Source organism: Actinosynnema sp. NPDC020468 (genome assembly GCF_040642015.1).
GTDB lineage: Bacteria > Actinomycetota > Actinomycetes > Mycobacteriales > Pseudonocardiaceae > Actinosynnema.
In genome coordinates this window covers 81586-101942 of record NZ_JBFAEO010000030.1, presented here as the reverse complement: position 1 = coordinate 101942, position 20357 = coordinate 81586, and the positions used below count along the sequence as shown (strand labels likewise).

At 72.3% G+C, this 20357-nt stretch carries 16 protein-coding genes; 9 read left to right on the top strand and 7 right to left on the bottom strand.

Annotation, left to right across the window (positions count from 1 at the left end):
• The 3 genes from AB0G50_RS22095 to AB0G50_RS22085 all read right to left on the bottom strand — a co-directional run.
• Nucleotides 1–638, bottom strand: a 638-nt coding sequence (locus AB0G50_RS22095) for a hypothetical protein (protein WP_360111625.1), incomplete at its 3' end; no start/stop codon positions are given.
• Nucleotides 639–717: 79 nt separating this feature from the next.
• The gene (locus tag AB0G50_RS22090) at nt 718–1641 is read right to left on the bottom strand and encodes a GNAT family N-acetyltransferase (protein WP_360111623.1); all 924 of its coding nucleotides are present in this window, start codon (nt 1639–1641) and stop codon (nt 718–720) included.
• Nucleotides 1642–1652: 11 nt separating this feature from the next.
• Nucleotides 1653–2483 carry a class I SAM-dependent methyltransferase gene (locus tag AB0G50_RS22085; RefSeq protein ID WP_360111621.1) on the bottom strand — a complete coding sequence of 277 codons (831 nt, stop codon included), beginning with the start codon at nt 2481–2483 and terminating at the stop codon, nt 1653–1655.
• A gap of 193 nt (nt 2484–2676) precedes the next feature.
• On the opposite strand from AB0G50_RS22085, the gene rpsA reads away from it, so the two are divergent.
• From rpsA to coaE, 3 genes are all read left to right on the top strand, one after another.
• Nucleotides 2677–4170, top strand: a complete 1494-nt coding sequence (rpsA, locus tag AB0G50_RS22080) for a 30S ribosomal protein S1 (RefSeq protein WP_360111619.1) — start codon at nt 2677–2679, stop codon at nt 4168–4170.
• Between the two features lie 163 nt (nt 4171–4333).
• Complete coding sequence (locus AB0G50_RS22075) at nt 4334–4945, top strand: hypothetical protein (RefSeq protein WP_360111617.1); 612 nt, start codon at nt 4334–4336, stop codon at nt 4943–4945.
• A gap of 49 nt (nt 4946–4994) precedes the next feature.
• Nucleotides 4995–6167 carry a dephospho-CoA kinase gene (gene coaE, locus AB0G50_RS22070; RefSeq protein WP_360111615.1) on the top strand — a complete coding sequence of 391 codons (1173 nt, stop codon included), beginning with the start codon at nt 4995–4997 and terminating at the stop codon, nt 6165–6167.
• A 46-nt stretch (nt 6168–6213) separates the two neighbouring features.
• Here the strand turns inward: coaE and AB0G50_RS22065 are convergent, their stop codons facing one another.
• Nucleotides 6214–6732: a hypothetical protein gene (locus AB0G50_RS22065; protein WP_360111613.1), complete on the bottom strand. Its 519-nt coding sequence runs from the start codon at nt 6730–6732 to the stop codon at nt 6214–6216.
• 136 nt (nt 6733–6868) lie between these two features.
• Nucleotides 6869–7381 (bottom strand): DUF402 domain-containing protein, encoded by a 513-nt coding sequence (locus tag AB0G50_RS22060; RefSeq protein ID WP_360111629.1) that lies wholly within the window; start codon nt 7379–7381, stop codon nt 6869–6871.
• Between the two features lie 111 nt (nt 7382–7492).
• Here AB0G50_RS22060 and AB0G50_RS22055 point away from each other — a divergent pair, with 111 nt between their 5' ends.
• The 4 genes from AB0G50_RS22055 to AB0G50_RS22040 all read left to right on the top strand — a co-directional run bounded on the left by AB0G50_RS22055 (nt 7493) and on the right by AB0G50_RS22040 (nt 13239).
• Nucleotides 7493–8923, top strand: coding sequence for a DUF5685 family protein (locus tag AB0G50_RS22055; RefSeq protein ID WP_360111611.1), 1431 nt, complete (start codon nt 7493–7495; stop codon nt 8921–8923).
• Between the two features lie 606 nt (nt 8924–9529).
• Nucleotides 9530–11686 carry an excinuclease ABC subunit UvrB gene (gene uvrB, locus AB0G50_RS22050; RefSeq protein ID WP_360111609.1) on the top strand — a complete coding sequence of 719 codons (2157 nt, stop codon included), beginning with the start codon at nt 9530–9532 and terminating at the stop codon, nt 11684–11686.
• A 228-nt stretch (nt 11687–11914) separates the two neighbouring features.
• Nucleotides 11915–12886 carry a hypothetical protein gene (locus AB0G50_RS22045; protein ID WP_360111607.1) on the top strand — a complete coding sequence of 324 codons (972 nt, stop codon included), beginning with the start codon at nt 11915–11917 and terminating at the stop codon, nt 12884–12886.
• Between the two features lie 8 nt (nt 12887–12894).
• Entirely contained in the window at nt 12895–13239 is a 345-nt protein-coding gene (locus AB0G50_RS22040) for an MmcQ/YjbR family DNA-binding protein (RefSeq protein WP_360111605.1), read from the top strand.
• Nucleotides 13240–13249: 10 nt separating this feature from the next.
• Here AB0G50_RS22040 and AB0G50_RS22035 read toward each other — a convergent pair whose 3' ends face one another.
• Together AB0G50_RS22035 and AB0G50_RS22030 are read right to left on the bottom strand one after the other, a co-directional pair.
• Nucleotides 13250–14176: an ABC transporter permease subunit gene (locus AB0G50_RS22035; protein ID WP_360111603.1), complete on the bottom strand. Its 927-nt coding sequence runs from the start codon at nt 14174–14176 to the stop codon at nt 13250–13252.
• Nucleotides 14173–17013 carry an alpha/beta fold hydrolase gene (locus AB0G50_RS22030; protein ID WP_360111601.1) on the bottom strand — a complete coding sequence of 947 codons (2841 nt, stop codon included), beginning with the start codon at nt 17011–17013 and terminating at the stop codon, nt 14173–14175. Before AB0G50_RS22030 ends, AB0G50_RS22035 begins: the two co-directional genes overlap by 4 nt.
• 297 nt (nt 17014–17310) lie before the next feature.
• Here AB0G50_RS22030 and AB0G50_RS22025 point away from each other — a divergent pair, with 297 nt between their 5' ends.
• Together AB0G50_RS22025 and AB0G50_RS22020 are read left to right on the top strand one after the other, a co-directional pair.
• Nucleotides 17311–18306, top strand: a complete 996-nt coding sequence (locus AB0G50_RS22025; protein WP_360111599.1) for a TerC family protein — start codon at nt 17311–17313, stop codon at nt 18304–18306.
• 66 nt (nt 18307–18372) lie between these two features.
• Nucleotides 18373–20262, top strand: coding sequence for a S9 family peptidase (locus tag AB0G50_RS22020; RefSeq protein ID WP_360111597.1), 1890 nt, complete (start codon nt 18373–18375; stop codon nt 20260–20262).
• Nucleotides 20263–20357: the final 95 nt, after the last annotated feature.

Here is a 20357-nt window from a genome sequence, read left to right as displayed (position 1 = left end):
CGGCCGGGGCCCCGGGGGGGGGGTGGGGGGCGTTGTTCGCCCCGGCCGGCCGGGGCCGCGCCCCCCCCCGGGGGGGGGGGGTCGGGGGGCGCCCCCCCCCCCCCCACGGAGCGGGTGTCGGTGACGTGCCCGCGCGCCGCGGCCCACCACCCGGTCGGGTCACCGTGGTAGCGGTCGGGCGAGTCGAGGACGAGCACCTCCGCGCCCGGTCGGCCGGCGGCCAGCTCCAGCATCAGCTCGCACCGCAGCTGCGCCGGCACCTGGTCGAACCGCGACCTCAGGTGCTGGTGGGCGCCGCGCTCGACCAGCCAGTCCGCGACCGCCTTGCGCCCGCTGCGCCGCCGGTTCATGGCCAGCTCCTCGCCGACCACGCCCGCGAGCGGCAGCGACGCCTCGGGTTCGTTCACGTCCGGCAGGTCCACCGGCACGACGCGCTTGCGCAGCTCGGCGGCCGCGGGGGAGACCTCGCCGGTGCTCGGCGCGAGCCGGCCGGACAGCACCAGGGCCAGCGCCGTGTGCCCCGTTCCGGGATCGCCGGCGACCAGCACCGCCGCGCCCGCCGGAACGCGCAGGCTGGTCGGCTCCAACAGCGGGCCGTGCGGCCCGGTGACGCCGACGCGCCGTGCCTCGATGTCCACCGCGACCTCCTTTGAACTGACCGGTCAGTTCAAATAGTCGCGCGGATGCGTGCCGCACGCAACTCGGGGTCGCTGTGACCTAGCGCAACGCGCCCGCCGGGCGCACCTCCCACACCGTCCACAGTGGACGATAGCCCTGTCGGGGCCAGAACACCGAGGACAGCGGGTTGGGCGGGTTGTAGTAGAGGTAGGTGCCGACCGTGCCGAGCCGGGACAGCTCGCGGTGCGCGTGCGCCATCAGCTGCCGCCCGACGCCCGCGCCGCGCGCGCCGGGCAACACCGACACGCAGTTCACGTACCCCCAGCGGCCGGCGGGCAGCCGGTGACCCGCCCAGTTGCCCGGCTCCGCGGTGACCAGCGCGCACTCGGCCAGCCCGACCGCGACGCCGTCCCGTTCCGCGAGCCACGCCGGGCCGCCCGACGCCAGCCGCTCGGCCAGCGTCCGGCGCTTGAGCTCGACCGCCTCCGGCCGGTTCACCGTGGCACCGACCAGCGCCGAGTAGCGCAGCTCGGTCAGCGCGAGCGCGAGCACGGTGTCCAGGTCCGACGGCTTGGCGCGGCGGATCTGCACGGTGCCCGGGTGCGGCGGCGAGGCCCCGCGGCGCACCGCGAACACGGTCAGCGGCACCAGGCCGTGATCCATCAGCACGCCGGTCGCCTCGACGTCGCGGCTCGGCCAGGTCAGCACGCACGCCGAGTCGTGCGCCGCCGGGTTCGCCGCGTCCATCCGCCGCCGCCACGCGCGCAGCAGCGCGTCCATGCCCGCCGCGCCCGCGCCGCCCAGCAGCGGCGTCAGCTCCCACACCTCGGTCGCCGACCACAACCTGGCCGCCGACCGGCGCTCGTGCACCTGGTGGGCGAGCACGCCGGCGACCCTCGTGCCGTCCGGCAGCGCCGCGGTGAGCACCTCGCCCTCCGGCGGTTCCGGCACCGCCGGCAGCAACGGGTCGAGCCCCGCGAACCTCGTGCTCTGCGCCTCCACCAGCCCCCGACTGACGGTCATGGGAGCGGAGATTACGGCTTGCGCGCGCGGAAAATCGCGGTGCCCGGGAATAGCCGACCGCGCAGCGGGGACCACTGGCCCCAGGTCCTGGTGTGCCCGGCGGGCCACTCCGGCTCGACCACGTCCTCGACCGTCAGACCCGCTCCGACCAGCGCTCGGACGTAGTCGCCGAGCGTCCGGTGGTGCTCCACGTAGGTCGCCCGACCGGTGTCGTCCACCTCCACGTACGGGGTGCGGTCGAAATAAGGATGGGTGACGGTGAGGCCTGCGGGCCCCGGATCGTCGGGGAAAATCCACCTCATCGGGTGATTCACCGCGAACACCCACGGCGCGCCCGGCCGCAGCACCCGGGCCACCTCGCGGAACACCGCGCCGACGTCGGACACGAACGGCACCGCGCCGAACGCCGAGCACGCCGCGTCGAAGCTGCCCGCCGCGAACGGCAGCTCGTCCGCGCTGCCCTGGACCAGCGGCACGTCGACGCCGGTCGCGGCGTTGGCCTCGCGGCCGTGCCGGAGCATGCCCGCCGAGAGGTCCAGGCCGACCGGCCGCGCACCTTGCCCGTGCAGCCACCGCGCGCAGGGCGCCGAGCCGCAGCCGACCTCGAGCACGTCCAGGCCGGCGACGTCGCCGAGCAGCCGGGCGTCCTCCTCGCGGACGCCCTCCGGGCACCACACGAAGTCCAGCGCGCCGAGGAAGTCGCCGTGCTCGGCGTGGTAGTCGTCCGCGTCGGCGTCCCACCAGAGCCGGTTGGCCACCCTCGACTCGGCGGCGTCCGAGGCCCGTTTCGCGATGCCGGTCGTGCCGAGGGTCAGTTCCGCGCTCGCGTGCTGGTCGGACACACTGCTCCATTCCAGGGGACCGGTTTGCCCGGTCGTCGGGGGACCACGTACGATATCGCGTGCGTAGTGGGTTCGCGCTGTCCATGATCGGTGAACACTTCGGACGTCGGTCGTCTGGGCGCGGCTCGCCCTCCGCGCAGCGCGCAACCTCGCAGGCCAGACAACCCCAATCCGTACCGGAGCCACCTACCTGATGTCCACCGACACCACCACTGTCCCGGCTGTTTCCGCGCCGAAGCAGGTCGCTATCAACGATATCGGGACGGAGGAGGACTTCCTCGCCGCCATCGACAAGACGATCAAGTACTTCAACGATGGCGATATCGTCGAAGGCACCATCGTCAAGGTCGACCGGGACGAGGTCCTGCTCGACATCGGCTACAAGACCGAGGGCGTCATCCCCTCGCGCGAGTTGTCGATCAAGCACGACGTCGACCCGAACGAGGTCGTCAAGGTCGGTGACGAGGTCGAGGCCCTGGTCCTCCAGAAGGAGGACAAGGAAGGCCGGCTGATCCTCTCCAAGAAGCGCGCCCAGTACGAGCGCGCCTGGGGCACCATCGAGGCCCTCAAGGAGAAGGACGAGCCCGTCAAGGGCACCGTCATCGAGGTGGTCAAGGGTGGTCTCATCCTGGACATCGGCCTCCGCGGCTTCCTCCCCGCCTCGCTGGTGGAGATGCGTCGCGTCCGCGACCTCCAGCCCTACGTGGGCCGCGAGCTCGAAGCGAAGATCATCGAGCTGGACAAGAACCGCAACAACGTGGTCCTGTCCCGCCGCGCGTGGCTGGAGCAGACGCAGTCCGAGGTCCGCAGCGAGTTCCTCAACCAGCTTCAGAAGGGCCAGGTCCGCAAGGGCGTCGTGTCCTCCATCGTCAACTTCGGTGCCTTCGTGGACCTGGGTGGCGTGGACGGCCTCGTGCACGTCTCCGAGCTGTCCTGGAAGCACATCGACCACCCGTCCGAGGTTGTCGAGGTCGGCCAGGAAGTGACCGTCGAGGTCCTCGACGTCGACATGGAGCGCGAGCGCGTGTCGCTGTCGCTCAAGGCGACGCAGGAAGACCCGTGGCGCCAGTTCGCCCGCACCCACGCGATCGGTCAGATCGTGCCGGGCAAGGTCACCAAGCTGGTTCCGTTCGGCGCGTTCGTCCGGGTGGACGAGGGCATCGAGGGCCTGGTCCACATCTCCGAGCTGGCCGAGCGCCACGTCGAGATCCCGGAGCAGGTCGTGCAGGTCGGCGACGACGTCATGGTCAAGGTCATCGACATCGACCTGGACCGCCGCCGGATCTCGCTGTCGCTCAAGCAGGCCAACGAGGGCTTCACGGTCGACTCCGAGTTCGACCCGACCCAGTACGGCATGGCCGCCGAGTACGACGACCAGGGGAACTACATCTACCCCGAGGGCTTCGACCCGGAGACCCAGGAGTGGCAGGAAGGCTTCGACAAGCAGCGCGAGGAGTGGGAGCGGCAGTACGCCGAGGCCCACACGCGCTACGAGGCCCACATGAAGCAGGTCGCCAAGGCCGCCGCGGCCGAGGAAGAGGCTGCCGGCGAGACCAACTACTCGTCGGGCGGCGACGCCCCGGCGGCGGCGTCCTCCACGGGCGGCGCTCCGGCGCAGGCCGGTGGCACGCTGGCCAGCGACGAGCAGCTGGCCGCGCTCCGCGAGAAGCTGTCGGGCGGCGCCTGATCGCTTGGCTCCACCTCCGACGGCCCCGCACCCTTCACGGTGCGGGGCCGTCGGCCTGTGCGCGGGGTGTTTCCCGGGGGTGGCGAACGGACCACCGGAGAGGGCCGACCGGTGGACTCGCGGAGGGCGGGGAAACGTTGTCGTGCGCTATCTTCTGACCCCTATGGGTGTGCGAACGGTGTGGCCCTTGTTGCTGGTGGTGCTCTGCTCCGCGTGCTCCACCCGGACCGACGCGCCCGCGAAGGCGCCGCAGATCCCGACCATCCTCGCGCCCACCACGGTGGTGAAGACGCCCGTGATGGTCGACCGCGAACTGCCCCAGGACTGCGAGTCGATCGTGCCCGTCGAGGTGGTCGACCAGAAGCTCGGTCGTCAACTCGGCGGTGCCACCCGCGGCATCATCGGGATCAAGGAGCCGTCGCTCGGGCGCACCGGCAAGATCGACTGCTACTACGGCCTCGGCGACCGCCAGCCGCTGACCGCCTCGCCGCTGGTGATCGGCCTGTCCACCTACACCGACGAGGCCACCGCGAAGGGCCGCGTCACCGAGAGCGTGGACGCCGAGCGGCGCGAGGGCGGATCCGTCGCAGAGGTCGACGTCGGCAAGGTCAAGGCGTCCGTGGTGGGCACGAGCGCCGAGCGGTTGCTGATCGGGTCGCTGGGCAAGACGACGTTCGTGGTGCGGATGAAGGCGGGCACGCTGCCCGACGACCAGGTCGGCGCGGTGATGGCCGGGTTGGCGCAGCAGTCCATGACCCCGGTCGAGGACGCCTGACCCGGAATCGGCGTGCGACCCGTCCATGATCACGGGCAGACTGGGCGCCATGTTGCGCGTAGGCCTCTCCGGGGGCATCGGGTCGGGGAAGTCGACGGTGGCGGGCAGGCTCGCCGAGCACGGCGCGGTGGTGATCGACGCCGACAAGCTGGCCCGCGAGGTGGTCGAACCCGGCACCGAGGGGCTGCGGGAGATCGTCGCGGCCTTCGGCGACGGGGTGCTGGACGAGCACGGCGCGCTGAACCGGCCCGCGCTGGCCGCGACCGTGTTCAGCGACGCGGACGCACGCGCGAGGTTGAACGCGATCGTGCACCCGAGGGTCGGCGCGCGGACCGGGGAGTTGATCGCGGCCGCGCCGGACGACGCGGTCGTGGTGCACGACGTGCCGCTGCTGGTGGAGAACGGCTACGCGCCCGCCTACCACCTGGTGCTGATCGCGCACGCCGACGTCGAGGAGCGGGTGACCCGGCTGGTCGGGCGCGGGTTGACCGAGCAGGACGCGCGCAACCGGATCGCGGCGCAGGCCGACGACGAGGCGCGCCGCGCGGTCGCGGACGTGTGGTTGGACAACACGGGCACGCCCGACCTGGTGCTCGCGGCGGTGGACGAGCTGTGGGCGGACCGGTTGGTGCCCTACGAGGCGAACGTCCGGCTGCGCCGCTACACGCCCGTGCCGCCGAAGGTCGTGCCGTACGACGACACGTGGCCGGCGCAGGCCGCGCGGATCGGGGCGCGGATCGCGCTGGCCGCCGGTGGTCGGACGGTCGAGCACATCGGGTCGACGTCGGTGCCGGGGTTGGCGGCGAAGGACGTGCTCGACTTCCAGCTGGGCGTGGCGTCGCTCGACGAAGCCGCGAACCTGGTCGAGGCGTTGGCGCAGGCCGGGTTCCCCGAGTACGCGCCCGGCCCGGCGCAGGACGAGCCGCGCGACGGCGGGGACCAGTCCGACTGGCTCAAGCGGCTGCACGTGGGCGCGGACCCGAAGCGCCGGGTCAACCTGCACGTGCGGGTGCAGGACGGGCCGGGGTGGCGCTGGTCGATCCGGTTCCGGGACTGGCTGCGGGCCGACGCGCAGGCGCGGGACGAGTACGCCGCGCTCAAGGTCGAGGTCGCGGCCAGGCACGTGGGCGACGCCGGCGCGGTGGCCTACTCCGAGTCCAAGGACCCGTGGATGCACGCGGCGACCCGGCGGATCGAGGCGTTCTTCGGCCGGGCGTTCTGACGGCTCGGCCGGGCGGACCGTCGAGGTGGCCGGTCCGCCGGGGTGCTCAGGCGTAGGGCCACTGGTCGAAGATGCCGCGGTGGCGGAGCCAGACGTCGAGTTCGTGGCGGTGCAGGCTGACCTCTTCGAGCGTGCGGTGGACGGTGCGCAGGGCCAGGTCGGCGTCGCCGGGACCGAGCACCCGGCCCGCGACCGCCGCCGCGAACTCCTCCGAGCGCACGATCCGCGCCGTCGTCCCGCCCGGCACGGCCAAGCCGAGCAGCAGGTCCGTGGTGCGCCAGGACCGGCCGTCGCGCTCCACGCGCACCGCGGTCAGCACGGGCGGGCCGCCCCGGGCGTGCCGGGAGCGGGGGCGCAGGTGGGACAGGCGCAGGCCGAGTTCGGGCATCAGCCAGGTGATCTCGGAGTCGGAGAACGGGTCCTCCGGGGTGGGGCACTCCAGCCGCAGGCCCCAGTGCTCCGCACGGCACGTCGACAACGCCCTCGAAGTGCCCGCCGAGTAGCTGCGGACCGCGCTGACGGTGTCGACCACGTCGACCAGCTGAGGTGTGATGACCGCTCCCACGCGACCCGAGGGTAGCCGCAGATGTGCGTGCGGTAATCAGCCGGTTCATTTCGTTACATCACGGTCTGTTGAGCACGAGGTCTCTATCAGGTGACGGACACGATCGGCGGTTGACCTGCGAGAGTGAGTTTTCGTATCAACGTCGACGCCAGGTCGTGGCCGTGCCCTGAGCCGCCAACCAGCGCACCGCGTCGTGGCCGTGCGCGGCGATCCCGGCCACCGCGCGGTACGTCGTCTCGAACGCCCACTGCGCGCGGTCGGCCCGGATCAGGCCGGCGCCGAGCGCGGTCAGCAGTTCGTCGGTGTCCAGCACGGTGACGCTGTGGCCGGTGCGCACGATCAGGTCCAGGTAGAGGTCGACGGTTTTCCACACCGAGCCGCTGGAGCTGATCTCCACCACGTCCAGGTAGAGGTCGTAGTCACGCTCGCAGCCGGGGTGCCACGACTGTCGGGTGACGCGTAGTCCGTGCGTGGGCAGCAACCACGACTCGAAGTGCGCCAACTGGGGGTGACCCGGCACCGGGCGGGACATGTAGAGGCCGGACCGGGTGACCCGGAACTCCTCCACCCCGCGCAGGTGGCCCTTGGGGTCGGTGTTGCTCTTGGCGTCCACGTCGAAGTACTCGATCTTCGGCGGGTGGATGTGCATGGTCGTCGTCCCTGCCGCGTCCGGGGTCACGAAGCGCACCTTAGGCACGCGGAGCAGTCGAACACCCGAATCAGTCACCCGAAAGCAGGATGATCGCCTACTCTTCCGGCCATGTTCGGCATCATCCGGCCCTGCCGCAACCGGCTGGGACCGCAGTTGCGGGAGTCGTGGCTGGCCCACCTGTGCGGGCTGTGCCTCGCGCTGCGCGACGACCACGGCCAGCTGGCCCGGGTCGTCACCAACTACGACGGCCTGGTGATCTCCGCGCTGGTCGAGGCCCAGTCCGAGCGGTCGCGCCGCACCGCCGGGCCGTGCGCGCTGCGCGGCATGCGCGGCGCGGACGTCGCGGTGGGCGCGGGCGCTCGACTGGCCGCGTCCGTGTCGCTGGTGCTCGCCTCGGCCAAGGTCGGCGACCACGTCGCGGACGGTGACGGCGCGTTCGGCAAGGCACCCGTGCGGGGTATCGGCCGGCAGGTCGCCCGGCGCTGGGCCCGGCAGGCCGCGGACACCGGCGCCGACCTCGGGTTCGACACGTCGGTGCTGGTGGCGGCCGTGGAACGGCAGTCGGAGGTGGAGGCGGCGGCCGGGCTCGGCAGCTCGGTGCTGCTGGTCACCGAGCCGACCGAGACCGCGGCGGGCGAGGCGGTGGCGGCGACCGCGCTGCTCACCGGCCGACCGGCGAACGCGGCGCCGCTGCGCGAGGTCGGGCGGCTGTTCGGGCGGCTGGCGCACCTGCTGGACGCGGTGGAGGACCTGGAGGCGGACCGCGGGTCGGGCGCCTGGAACCCGCTGACCGCGACCGGCACCACGCTGGAGGAGGCCCGGCGGCTGTGCGACGACGCCGCGCTGGGCGTGAAGCTGGCGCTGGACGAGGTCGTGTTCACCGACCGGACACTCGTGCACGCGTTGCTGGTCCACGAGCTGGAGGAGTCGATCCGCCGCGCGTTCGGCGACCCCCACCGGCACCACCACCACGACCACGGCGACGACCCGTTCACCGACCCCCGGCCGGTGCCCCGGGTATCGGGCGACGGCCCGTCGCGGACGCACGACCTCGGCCTGCCGAGCGCGACCTACCCGCCCGGCGGCGACGTGCCGCACGGCCGGCCGCCGGCGAGCGCCTACCCGCCCGGGTACAACCCGTACGCCTACGACTCCGTGCCACCGCCCGGACCGACGCCGCCGCCCGGCGCGCCCGGCTCGACCCCGCCGCCACCCCCGCCGCCCGGCAAGCGGCGCGGCCGGGTGCCCAAGGAGCCCAAGCCGGGCAGCGGGTTGTGGTGCTGGCCGCGCAACGTCCACCCTCCCGTCGAGCGCGGCGCGCTGCTGGGCTGCCTGGCGGTGCTCTACCAATGCGGCACGTGCCAGTACTGCTGCCGCGACCCCTACCCCGGGCCGTTCTCGGGCAAGCGGCGCGAGGCGTGGTGCAACTGCGACTGCGGCAGCGGCGGGTGCGACTGCGGCGGGAACCACGGCGGCGGCGGTGGCGGTGGTGGCGGCTGTTGCGACTGCGACTGCGGGTGCTGCGACTGCAACTGCTGACCCGGCCTCCCGGCCCGACCGACCGCGCCTGACCGACCGGCTCGAGCCAGCGTGACCGACCGCCCCGACCTGACCGCCCCGACCTGACCGCCCCGACCTGACCGGCCCGACCTGCCGGTCGGACCGCTTGGCCCCGGGATCCGGCGGTCGGACCACCTGGTGCAGTCCGACCGCCAAGCCCGACCGCCTGGCCGGCTCGGCTCACCGGCCCGACTCTCCGGCCCGGCCAACCCGCCGGTCGGACCGCCTGGTGCAGCCCGACTGCCAAGCCCGACCGCCTGGCCGGCCGGTTCGCCGGCCCGAACTTCCCGGCCCGGCCAACCTGCCGGCCAGGCCAACCTGCTGGTCGGACCGCCCGGTCCCCGACCCGGCGGTCGGACCGCCTGGTCCGGCCCGACTGCCGAGCCCGACCGCCTGGCCGGCCCGGCTCGCCGGCCTGGCCGACCTGCCGGCCGGACCGCCTGGCCGCCCGACCCGGCGGTCCGACCGCCTGGTCCGGACCGCCTGGCCGGCCCGACCGCCTGGCCGGCCCGATCTGCCGGTCGGCGCGGCCTGCTGACCTGCGCGAACCGGAAATTGTCGTACCCGGGGCGTACCGTCGTACCCGTGGCTTTCCCAACCGAGATCCCGGTCAAGGCGCACTCGGCGCACCGGCCCGTCGGCGACATCCCGCGCACCGACGGGAAGTTCCGCGTGGTCAGCGACTACCAGCCCGCGGGCGACCAGCCCGCCGCCATCGCGGAGCTGGAGCGCCGCATCCGCGGTGGGGAGAAGGACGTGGTGCTGCTGGGCGCCACCGGCACCGGCAAGTCGGCGACGACGGCGTGGCTGGTGGAGAAGGTCCAGCGGCCGACGTTGGTGATGGCGCCGAACAAGACGCTGGCCGCGCAGCTGGCGAACGAGCTGAAGGAGTTCTTCCCCGACAACGCGGTGGAGTACTTCGTCAGCTACTACGACTACTACCAGCCCGAGGCGTACATCCCGCAGACGGACACCTACATCGAGAAGGACTCCTCGATCAACGAGGACGTCGAGCGGTTGCGGCACTCGGCCACGATGAGCCTGCTGACCAGGCGCGACGTGATCGTGGTGGCGTCGGTGTCGTGCATCTACGGCCTCGGCACGCCGCAGTCCTACCTCGACCGGTCGATCGAGCTGAAGGTCGGCGGCGAGATCGAGCGCGACCTGCTGCTGCGGGCGCTGGTCGACGTGCAGTACTCGCGCAACGACATCGCCTTCAACCGGGGCACGTTCCGGGTCCGGGGTGACACGGTCGAGGTCATCCCGGCGTACGAGGAGCTGGCGATCCGGGTCGAGTTCTTCGGCGACGAGATCGACAAGCTGTACTACCTGCACCCGTTGACCGGCGACGTGGTGAAGGAGGTCGAGGAGCTGCGCATCTTCCCGGCGACGCACTACGTGGCGGGTCCGGAGCGGATGGAGAAGGCGATTCGCGGCATCGAGGCGGAGCTGGCCGAGTCGCTCGCGAAGATGGAGCGGCAGGGCAAGCTGCTGGAGGCCCAGCGGTTGCGCATGCGCACCTCGTACGACATCGAGATGATGCGCCAGGTCGGGTTCTGCTCGGGCATCGAGAACTACTCGCGGCACATTGACGACCGGGCCGCCGGCACCGCGCCCGCGACGTTGATCGACTACTTCCCGGACGACTTCCTCCTGGTCATCGACGAGTCGCACGTGACGGTGCCGCAGATCGGCGGCATGTACGAGGGCGACGCGTCGCGCAAGCGCAACCTGGTCGAGCACGGCTTCCGGCTGCCGTCCGCGCTGGACAACCGGCCGCTGACCTGGGAGGAGTTCGCGGACCGGATCGGCCAGACGATGTACCTGTCCGCGACGCCGGGCCCGTACGAGATGGGTCAGGCGGGCGGCGAGTTCGTGGAGCAGGTCATCCGGCCGACCGGGCTGATCGACCCCGAGGTGGTCGTGAAGCCGACCGAGGGCCAGATCGACGACCTGGTGCACGAGATCCGGGCGCGGGCCGAGCGGGACGAGCGGGTGCTGGTCACCACGTTGACCAAGAAGATGTCCGAGGACCTGACGGACTACCTGTTGGAGCTGGGCATCCGGGTCCGGTACCTGCACTCCGAGGTCGACACGTTGCGCCGGGTCGAGCTGCTGCGGCAGCTGCGGCTGGGCGAGTTCGACGTGCTGATCGGCATCAACCTGCTGCGCGAGGGTCTCGACCTGCCCGAGGTGTCGCTGGTGTCGATCCTGGACGCGGACAAGGAGGGCTTCCTGCGGTCGGGGACGAGCCTCATCCAGACGATCGGCCGCGCGGCGCGCAACGTGTCGGGTCAGGTCCACATGTACGCGGACCGGATCACCGACTCGATGCGGCACGCGATCGAAGAGACGAACCGGCGGCGCGAGAAGCAGATCGCGTACAACACCGAGCGCGGTCTCGACCCGCAGCCGCTGCGCAAGAAGATCACCGACATCCTGGAGCAGGTCTACGCCGAGGCCGAGGACGCGATCGAGCCCGGCGGCTCGGGCCGCAACGCCTCCCGCGGCAAGAAGCCGACCGGCGACCCGGGCGCGAACGGCCGCAGCTCGGGCGTGCTGGTCGACCGCGACACCAGCCGCATGGCCCGCTCCGAGCTGGCCGACCTGGTCCAGCAGCTGACCGACCAGATGATGAACGCGGCCCGCGAGCTGAAGTTCGAGCTCGCCGGCCGGCTGCGCGACGAGATCCAGGACCTGAAGAAGGAACTGAGGGGCATGGACGCCGCCGGCGTCAAGTAGGTTCCCGCTCCCACCACCCGAGGCCGGTCCCGTCACGGGACCGGCCTCACCCGTGCGCTCACCCGTCCGTGTAGATTGCTTGCAGGGCAAGGAGTCCGGGCTCGGACCTGGACCACCGCCCACCTCGCGAGGAGCACGGAGCGCGGGTTCGAGCCCGCGCCACCGCTCCGCCTCCCGGACTTCCCGACACCCGCCGACGCGCCGCGGCCGTCGGCCGGAGGAGCTGCCATGACCGTGTACTCCCGGCACCCCAACCGCGGGAAGACGCAGATCCTCGCCACCTGGCGCGACCGCGAAGGTGTCGTCTCCTCGACCGTCACCAGCGTGGACACCGCCGCCGCGGCCGAGCCGATCGTGGACGCGCTGAACCGGATCTCGGCCTGCGCCACCGTGCCGCTCGGCGTGCACGACACCCGGCACGACGAGCTCGACCACTTCCCGACCGGCCACCTGGACGCGCTCACCGACCGGAACGCCCGACCCGCGCTGCTCGTCGGCGCGCACGGCGTCTGGTACGAGTACGTCAAGCTGCGCCTGCACGACGCGCTGGTCGACCTCGACGCCGCGGTGGAGTCCGTGCCCGCACCCGTGCGGGCGGCGATCGAGGCCGAGCTCGAAGCGGAGGCGCGCGGACTCCGCGACGCGGTGGCCGAGGAGCCCGAGGTCGAGCCGGCCGGCCGGCACCTGGAGTTCGGCGCGCCGCTCGTGGTGCCCGGCGCCGCGGAGGAGGGCGCCCGCGAACTCCTCGACCGGGCCGAGCGCGGGGTCCCCGACGCGGAGCGGGAGGAGATCGTGGCCGACCTGCGGTGGCTGGTCGAGGTGTGCCGGCGGTGCGCGGACCCCGGCGCGGAGCTGTCGGCCACCGACTTCATGATCACCGCCGACCCGGGAGGCCCGCACCGCCTCTACCTCCAGGTCGACGTGCCGGAGGAGGACGACGGCTACGGGCCCAGCATGGACTTCTGGAGCGTCGGCCTCGGTCGGTGGACGCCGGACGACCCCGACGACGAGGAGGCGGGCGCGACCGGCGAGGTGTTCCTGCGGTGCGCCCGCACGACCCGGCCGGCGGTGGACGAGGTGGTGGAGGTGCTGGACCTCGGTGCCGGCAACGCCGAGCAGCTCGCGGTGTGGGCGAGGACGCCGGTGGGGGAGCCGCTCGTCGGCACGGCTTTCGTGGTGACGGAGCGGTTCGGCGGATAATCCGCGCCATGACGCTGGACGACGTGATCGCGTACTGCCTGGCCAAGCCCGGCGCGGAGGAGACCTACCCGTGGGGCGAGGGTGAGCTCGTCGCCAAGGTCGGCGGGAAGGCGTTCGCGTTCATCGGGATCGGGTCGCCGTCGGTCGGGCTCAAGTGCGGGGTGGACGCGGAGGCGGCGCTGCCGTGGCGGGAGCGCTACCCCGACGCGATCGAGGTCAGCGCCTACATCGGGCGCTACGGGTGGAACCGGGTCGACCTCGGCGCGGACGTGGCCGACGACGACGTCGTGGAGATGATCGACCTCTCCTACGACGCCGTCGTGGCCAAGCTGCCGAAGGCCAAGCGGCCCTGACGGGCGCGGACTACGAGGTGATGTCCTTGCGGGCGAACCGCCGTGCCGCGAGCAGCGTGAAGAACGCGCCGTAGGCCAGCGCGGAGAACACGCCCTTCGCCATCTGCGAGTAGTCCACGTCGGAGGACAGCAGGTCCGACCACGCGAGCGCGTAGTGCGTCGGCAGGTAGTTGCGCAGGTCCTCCAGCGCGGTGATCTGGTCCAGGATCTGCGACAGGATCGACGCCAGCACCGCGCCGCCCACCGCGCCCAACGGCGCGTCCGTGGACACCGACAGGAACAGCGCGAGGCCCGCCACCCAGAACAGCTGGATCGAGATGTAGACGACGGCCAGCGCCACCCCGTACACCCCGGCCCCGAACGACGCGGCCTCGCCGGTCGGCGACACCGCCTCGCCCGCGCCGTACCAGACCACGCCCACCGCGAGCGCCACGGCGGGCAGCAGCACCAGCCCGAACACCGACAGCAGCCCGGAGGCCACCGCCTTCTGCCGCAGCAGCCGGTGCCGCGGGATCGGCGCGGCCAGCAGGTACTTCAACGACGACCACGACGCCTCGGACGCGATCGTGTCGCCGAAGAACAGCGCCACGATCATCGGCAGCAGGAAGCTCCCGCTGACGAACAGCGTCAGGATCACGAAGTTCACGCCGCTGGCCGTGGCCAGGTCCACGAACCCGCCGGAGCGCCGGTTCGGCGAGGACTGCCCGAGTTCGAACGCCACCACCAGGATGAACGGCAGCAGCACCAGGAAACCCAGCACCAGCTGGGTCCGCCTGCGGCGCAGCTGCCGGATCAACTCGACCCGGATCGGCAGCGTGCGGCCGGCCCGGTAGCCGACCTTGGAGCCGTCCGGCGCGACGGAGGCGCCTTCGTGCTCGGCCGCGTCGGTCAGCTCGGCGATCGCGGCCGGGTCCGTGTGCACACCATTCGAGGTCATTCGCCCACCAACTCCAGGAACGCGTCTTCCAGCCTGCGCCGCGGACCGGCCTGGTCCACCGCCACACCCGCCGCCACCAGGGCCTGCAACGCCTCCGCGCGCGGAAGGCCGTTGAGGCTCGCGTGCACCTGCTCGCCGTCCACGTGCACCTCGTGCACGCCGGACAGCGACCGCAGCACGTCGGCCGCCTCGTCGGGTCGGTCGACCCGGAAGCTGGCCTCGCCGCCACCGGTCGCGATCTCCTCGACCGGACCCGCCGCGACCAGGGAGCCCTTGTGCATCACCACGACGTGGCTGCACGTCTGCTCGACCTCGGCGAGCAGGTGCGAGGACACCAGCACGGTGCGACCCGCGGCCGCGTACCGGCGCAGCACCTCGCGCATCTGGTGGATCTGGGGCGGGTCGAGGCCGTTGGTCGGCTCGTCCAGCACCAGCAGGTCCGGCAGGCCGAGCATGGCCTGGGCGATCGCGAGCCGCTGCCGCATGCCCTGGCTGTAGGTCTTCACCCGCCGGTGCACCGCGCTGCCCAGGCCCGCGATCTCGAGCGCCTCCTCGATGTGCGCCTGGTCGGTCGGCCGACCGGTGGCCGCCCAGTACAGCCGCAGGTTCGCCGCGCCGGACAGGTGCGGCAGGAAGCCCGAACCCTCCACGAACGAGCCGATCCGGGACAGCACCGGCGCGCCGGGGTGCACCCGGTGGCCGAACACCCGGATGCCGCCCTCGCTCGGCTGGATCAACCCCATCAGCATCCGCAGCGTGGTCGTCTTGCCCGCGCCGTTCGGCCCGAGCAGACCCAGCACCTGGCCGTGCTCGACCCGGAACGACAGGTCCTTCACCGCGGTGAGGCCGCCGGGGTAGGACTTGGTCAACCCCTCGATCACCAGCGGAACGGACTCCAGCTCCGGGTCGAGGTCGGCGGTGAGCCGCCGGCGGAACCACGCGACCACGGCCGTGATCAGGCACAGCGCCAGCACGGCCGCGATGCCCCACAGCGCGCCGGTCGGCACGTCGCTGGTCGCGTTCGCGCCCGCCACCACCGGCACCGACAGGTCCGGCGCGGCCAGCGCGATCCGGTACGCGGCGGGCTCGGTGGCGTTGGCGAACGCCTGGTCGGTGGTCGACACGACGACCTGGAGCCGGTGGTCGCTCTCCACCGGCCGCACCGCGCCGGGCAGCGTCACGGTCACGTCGACCGGCGTGCCGTCGACGGGCAGGTTCCGCACCCGCACCGGCGCCACGGCCGAGCCGGGCAGCGTGCGGACGCCACTGGCGTCGGTGTCGTACAGCTTCACGAACAGCACCGCGCCGTCGGCGGGCGCCGCCTGGCCGGGCACCGCGGACACCTTCAGCCGCACCGTGGCCGCGCCGGTCAGCAGGACCTGCGCGGTGAGCGGCTCGGAGCTGAACGTGGCGGCCTGGCCGGGCAGGTCGAGCGAGAGCCGCGCGGTCACCGACGAGGACCGGGACAGGGCCGAGCCGAGGCCCGGCAGGTTGCTCACCGCGGCCGGGTTGCCGCCCGCCGGGTTCACCACCACCTGCTCGCGGCCGGACAGCGCGATCGGCGTGCGCTCGGTCGGCGTGCCGCCGGCCAGACCCGGGTAGCCGGGCGCGACCACGGTGCGCAGCGACGGCGCGCCGCTGCTGCGGAACGCGCCCTGCACGCTGTACTCGAAGCCCGTGCCGGGGTCGGTCCCCTTGCCGGACAGGTGAAACGCCATCCAGTCGGCGATCTCGCCGCGCAGCTCGGGACCGGGCGAGCCGCCGTCGTGGCCACCGGCGTACCAGATGGTCTTGACCTCGGCGCCGTTCGCCGCGATCTGCCGGGCGTTGGCGTCGGACTGGTCGAGGCCGAACAGGGTGTCCTGCTCGCCCTGCACGATCAGCGTCGGCTGCTTGATCAACCCGGTGACCGCCGACGGCGAGGCGCGGCGCAGCAGCTCCAGCGTCTTCGGCGAGGCCTTCCCGGTGGTCGCGACCTCGGTGTAGGCGGCGCACACGTCGGGCGCGAACCGGCCGCACGTGCCGGTCGTCGGCGCCTGCTGCCGGTCGCCGGAGGCCTGCTGCGGCGAGGTCTGGCCGGTGGTGGCCTGGTCGTCGGTCTGCCCGGGCTCGGCGGCCTCCTGCGCGGGACCGGACTGGTCGCCGCCGGACAGGCCCGCGGAGAAGAAGATGCCCGCCCACGAGCGCTTGAACACGCCGTCGTCGCCGAACGCGCCGGGCGACGGGGTTTCGGTCTGCACGCCGTCGGTGCGCGCGGAGTTCGGCAGCAGCGCCTGGGTCAGGTCGTTGAAGGTGATCACCGGCGCGATCGTGTCGACGCGCTTGTCCACGCCGGCCAGCGACAGCGCGAGCGCGCCGCCGTAGGACGCGCCGGTGACGCCGACCTTCGGGTCGCCCGGACCGTCGGTCAGCACCTCCTCGCGCCCGGCCAGCCAGTCCAGCAGCTTCTGCGCGTCCTTCACCTCGTGGTCGAGGGAGTTCAGCTCGATCTGCCCGGTGCTGCGGCCGAAGCCGCGCGCGGAATAGGCCAGCACGACGAAGCCGCGCTGGGCCAGTTCGGTCGCCTGCGGGGCGACGCTCGCCTTGCTGCCACCGAACCCGTGCGGGAGCAGGATCGCGGGCGCGGGGGTGACGGGCGGCAGGTAGAGGGTGGTGTCGATCTGGATCGTCCGGTCGCTTCCCGGACTTTCCGGCACGTCGATCACCGCGTCCCGGGTGCTCACCGGGACGGGGTCGTCTCCCTGGCGCGTCCAGACCACGATGCCGCCCACCAGGGCGACGAGCACGACCAGCGCGGGGAGCGACCATCTGCCGCGAAGGCGGGAGAGGGAGGTCACCCCGCCGACCTTAGGCGGCGCGGCCGGGCGCGGCCCGGTTACCTGAGAAACGGACATCGGCGCTCTCAGCTCGCCGTGTCGGCTGCGTCCCATTTGGGTGGGTCCGGTCACGACGACTGGCACTTTCCCGCAAAGATGCGTGACACTGTGACCGTGGAGGGGAGTACTCCCTAAAGCGGCGGCGCCGTCAGCACGGAATCCAACGTCGGGTTCCCGGTACCGTCGGTCGTGCCTCCGGGCGCGATGGAGGAGACCTCCGGTATTTGGCGTGCGCGCTATACCGGAGGGTTGCTCATAATGCTGGTTCCCGCGTGGTTGTGGATCGCGACGATCGCCGGACTCCTGGGTCTGCTGGCGATCGACCTGTTCATCGTCGACCGCAAACCGCACGAGGTCACGATCGGCGAGGCCGGTCGGTGGGTGGTCTTCTACGTGGCGGTCGCCGTCGCGTTCGGCGCCGGCATCTGGTACTTCGCCGACGGCACGTCCGCGGGTGAGTTCTTCGCCGGGTACATCACCGAGTACTCGCTCAGCGTCGACAACCTCTTCATCTTCCTGATCATCATGACCACCTTCAAGGTGCCCGCGATCCACCAGCACAAGGTGCTGCTGGTCGGCATCGTGCTGGCGTTGATCATGCGCGGCCTGTTCATCGCGGTCGGCGCGGCGGTGATCACGCAGTTCAGCTGGGTCTTCTACCTCTTCGGCGCGTTCCTGATCTACACCGGCTACAAGCTGGCGCGGACGGGCGGCGAGGACGACGAGGAGGAGTTCAAGGAGAACGCGGCGCTGCGCATCGTGCGCCGGGTCTTCCCGGTGGCCGACCGGTACCACGACGCCAAGTCGTTCGTGAAGATCGACGGCCGGCGGTTCGTGACCCCGATGTTCATCGTCATGGTCGCGATCGGCACCACCGACCTGCTGTTCGCGCTCGACTCGATCCCGGCGATCTTCGGCCTCACCAAGGAGCCCTTCCTGGTGTTCACGGCCAACGCGTTCGCGCTGATGGGCCTGCGCCAGCTGTACTTCCTGCTCGGCGGGCTGCTCAACAAGCTCGTCTACCTGTCGATCGGGCTCTCGGTGATCCTCGGCTTCATCGGCGTGAAGCTGATCCTGGAGGCGCTGCACACCAACTCGCTGCCGTTCCTCAACGGCGGCGACCCGCTCCCGGTGCCGGTGATCGGCATCGGGTTGTCGCTCTCCGTGATCGTGGGAGTGCTCGCGATCACCACCGTCGCCTCGCTGATCAAGGTCCGCCGGCACCCCGAGGCGGTCAAGCACGTGGGCTCGTGACGGTTGCCTGTGAGCGTCAAAATCTCGTGAGCCTTGCTAACGAAGAGTCCGGTAACGTGCCTGTTCGTGCGCCCCGATGACTTGCAGTCGCTCACCGTCCCCGAGTTCGTCTCGGTGCGCGGTGACCTGGTGCTGGTGAACGTCAGCACCCCCGACCTGACCACGAACGGCTACCGGGGCGGCCTGCACCGCGTCCCGTTGGACGGCTCGTCGCCCACCCCGTTCACGTGGGGTGACCGCGACCTGGCGCCCCGCATCTCCCCCGACGGGCGCTGGGTGGCGTTCCTGCGGTCGACGGGCAAGGCGCCGCAGCTGTACGTGATGGCCACGGAGGGTGGCGAGCCGCGCAAGCTCACCGACCTCGTCGCGGGCGCGGGCGCGCACGCGTGGGCGCCCGACTCGCGGCGGCTCGCGTTCACCTCGCGGGTGCCCGAGGCCGGTCGGTACGGGTCGGAGGTCGACGGGGAGGCGCCCACGCCGGACGCCGAGGCGCCGCGGCACATCACCCGGCTCGACTACCGGCTGGACGACCTCGGGTTCGTCGGCGACCGGCACGCCCGGCTGTTCACCGTCGACGCGCTCGACCCGGCCGCCGAGCCGGTCGAGCTGACCGACGGCACGTTCTCGGTGAACGACCCGGCCTGGACGTGGGACGACCGGCTCGTGTTCACCTCCGACCGCGACCTGGGCGCGATCGAGGCGCTGGAGAGCGACCTGTACTCGGTGCCGGCCGCCGGCGGCGAGCCGACGCTGGTGGTGCGGTCGTTCGGGCAGGCGGGCAAGCCGGTGCCGCTGGAGGACGGCCGGGTGCTGTTCTTCGGCTATGAGACGCACGGCGGCGCGGGCGTGGCGCGCAACGTCGGGTTGTGGCTGTTCTCCGACGAGGGCCTGCGCCGGCTCACCGACGTGGAGACCGTCGACTGCGAGTGGTTGTCCGGTCCGCCGGTGGTCGTGGGCGAGGACGCGCTGGCCGTGGTGCGCAACCGGGGCGCGCTGGAGCTGCGGCGGGTGCCGCTGGACTCGGCGTCGGCGACCCTGGACACGCTGGACCTGCTCGCGGGCGCGGGCGCGCAGGTGAAGTCGTTCGCCGCCGACGGGTCGCGGGTCGTGGCCGTGGTGAGCGGGCCGACCGACACCGGCGAGGTGGTGCTGGTGGGTGGCGACGTGCTGACGTCGTACTCGTCGGTGGCGCTGGGCGAGGTGGTGGAGCTGAAGGGCTCGGCCTCGGACGGGTACCCGGTGCACGGGTGGCTGGTGCTGCCCGAGGGCGAGGGTCCGCACCCGGTGGTGCTGGCCGTGCACGGCGGTCCGTTCATGTACCACGGGTGGGGCTTCTTCGACGAGGCCCACGTGTACGCCGGCGCCGGGTACGCGGTCGTGCTGCCGAACCCGCGCGGGTCGGCCGGGTACGGCCAGGCGCACGGGCAGGCGGTGATCGGCGCGTTCGGCACGGTGGACGTGGACGACGTGCTGTCGGTGCTCGACGTGGCGCTGGCGCGGGAGGACCTGGACGCGGACCGGGTGGGCGTGATGGGCGGCTCGTACGGCGGCTTCATGACCTCGTGGCTCGCGGCGCACCACGGCGAGCGGTTCCGGGCGGCGTGGAGCGAGCGCGCGGTCAACGCGTGGGACTCGTTCGGCGGGTCGTCGGACATCGGCTGGTTCTTCGCCGACGCGTACTGCGGGCCGAGCGCGGACGCGCAGCGCGCCATGAGCCCGTTGACCTACGCGGAGAAGATCTCCATCCCGTTCATGGTCGCGCACTCCGAGCACGACTGGCGGTGCCCGCTGGAGCAGGCGCAGCGCATGTTCGTCGCCCTGCGCCGCAACGGCGTCGAGGCGGAAATGCTGATCTTCCCCGGAGAGGGCCACGAACTGACCCGCTCGGGCAAGCCGCGGCACCGCAAGCAGCGCTTCGACCACGTGCTGTCGTGGTGGGCCCGCCACCTCGGCTAGCCGACCCCGGACGGCCTGTCGGGCGACGGGCCGTCCCGGTGTGCCGACCCGGGTCGGTGGAACGTGACCCCGACGGTCGCTCCCGGGGCCGCCAC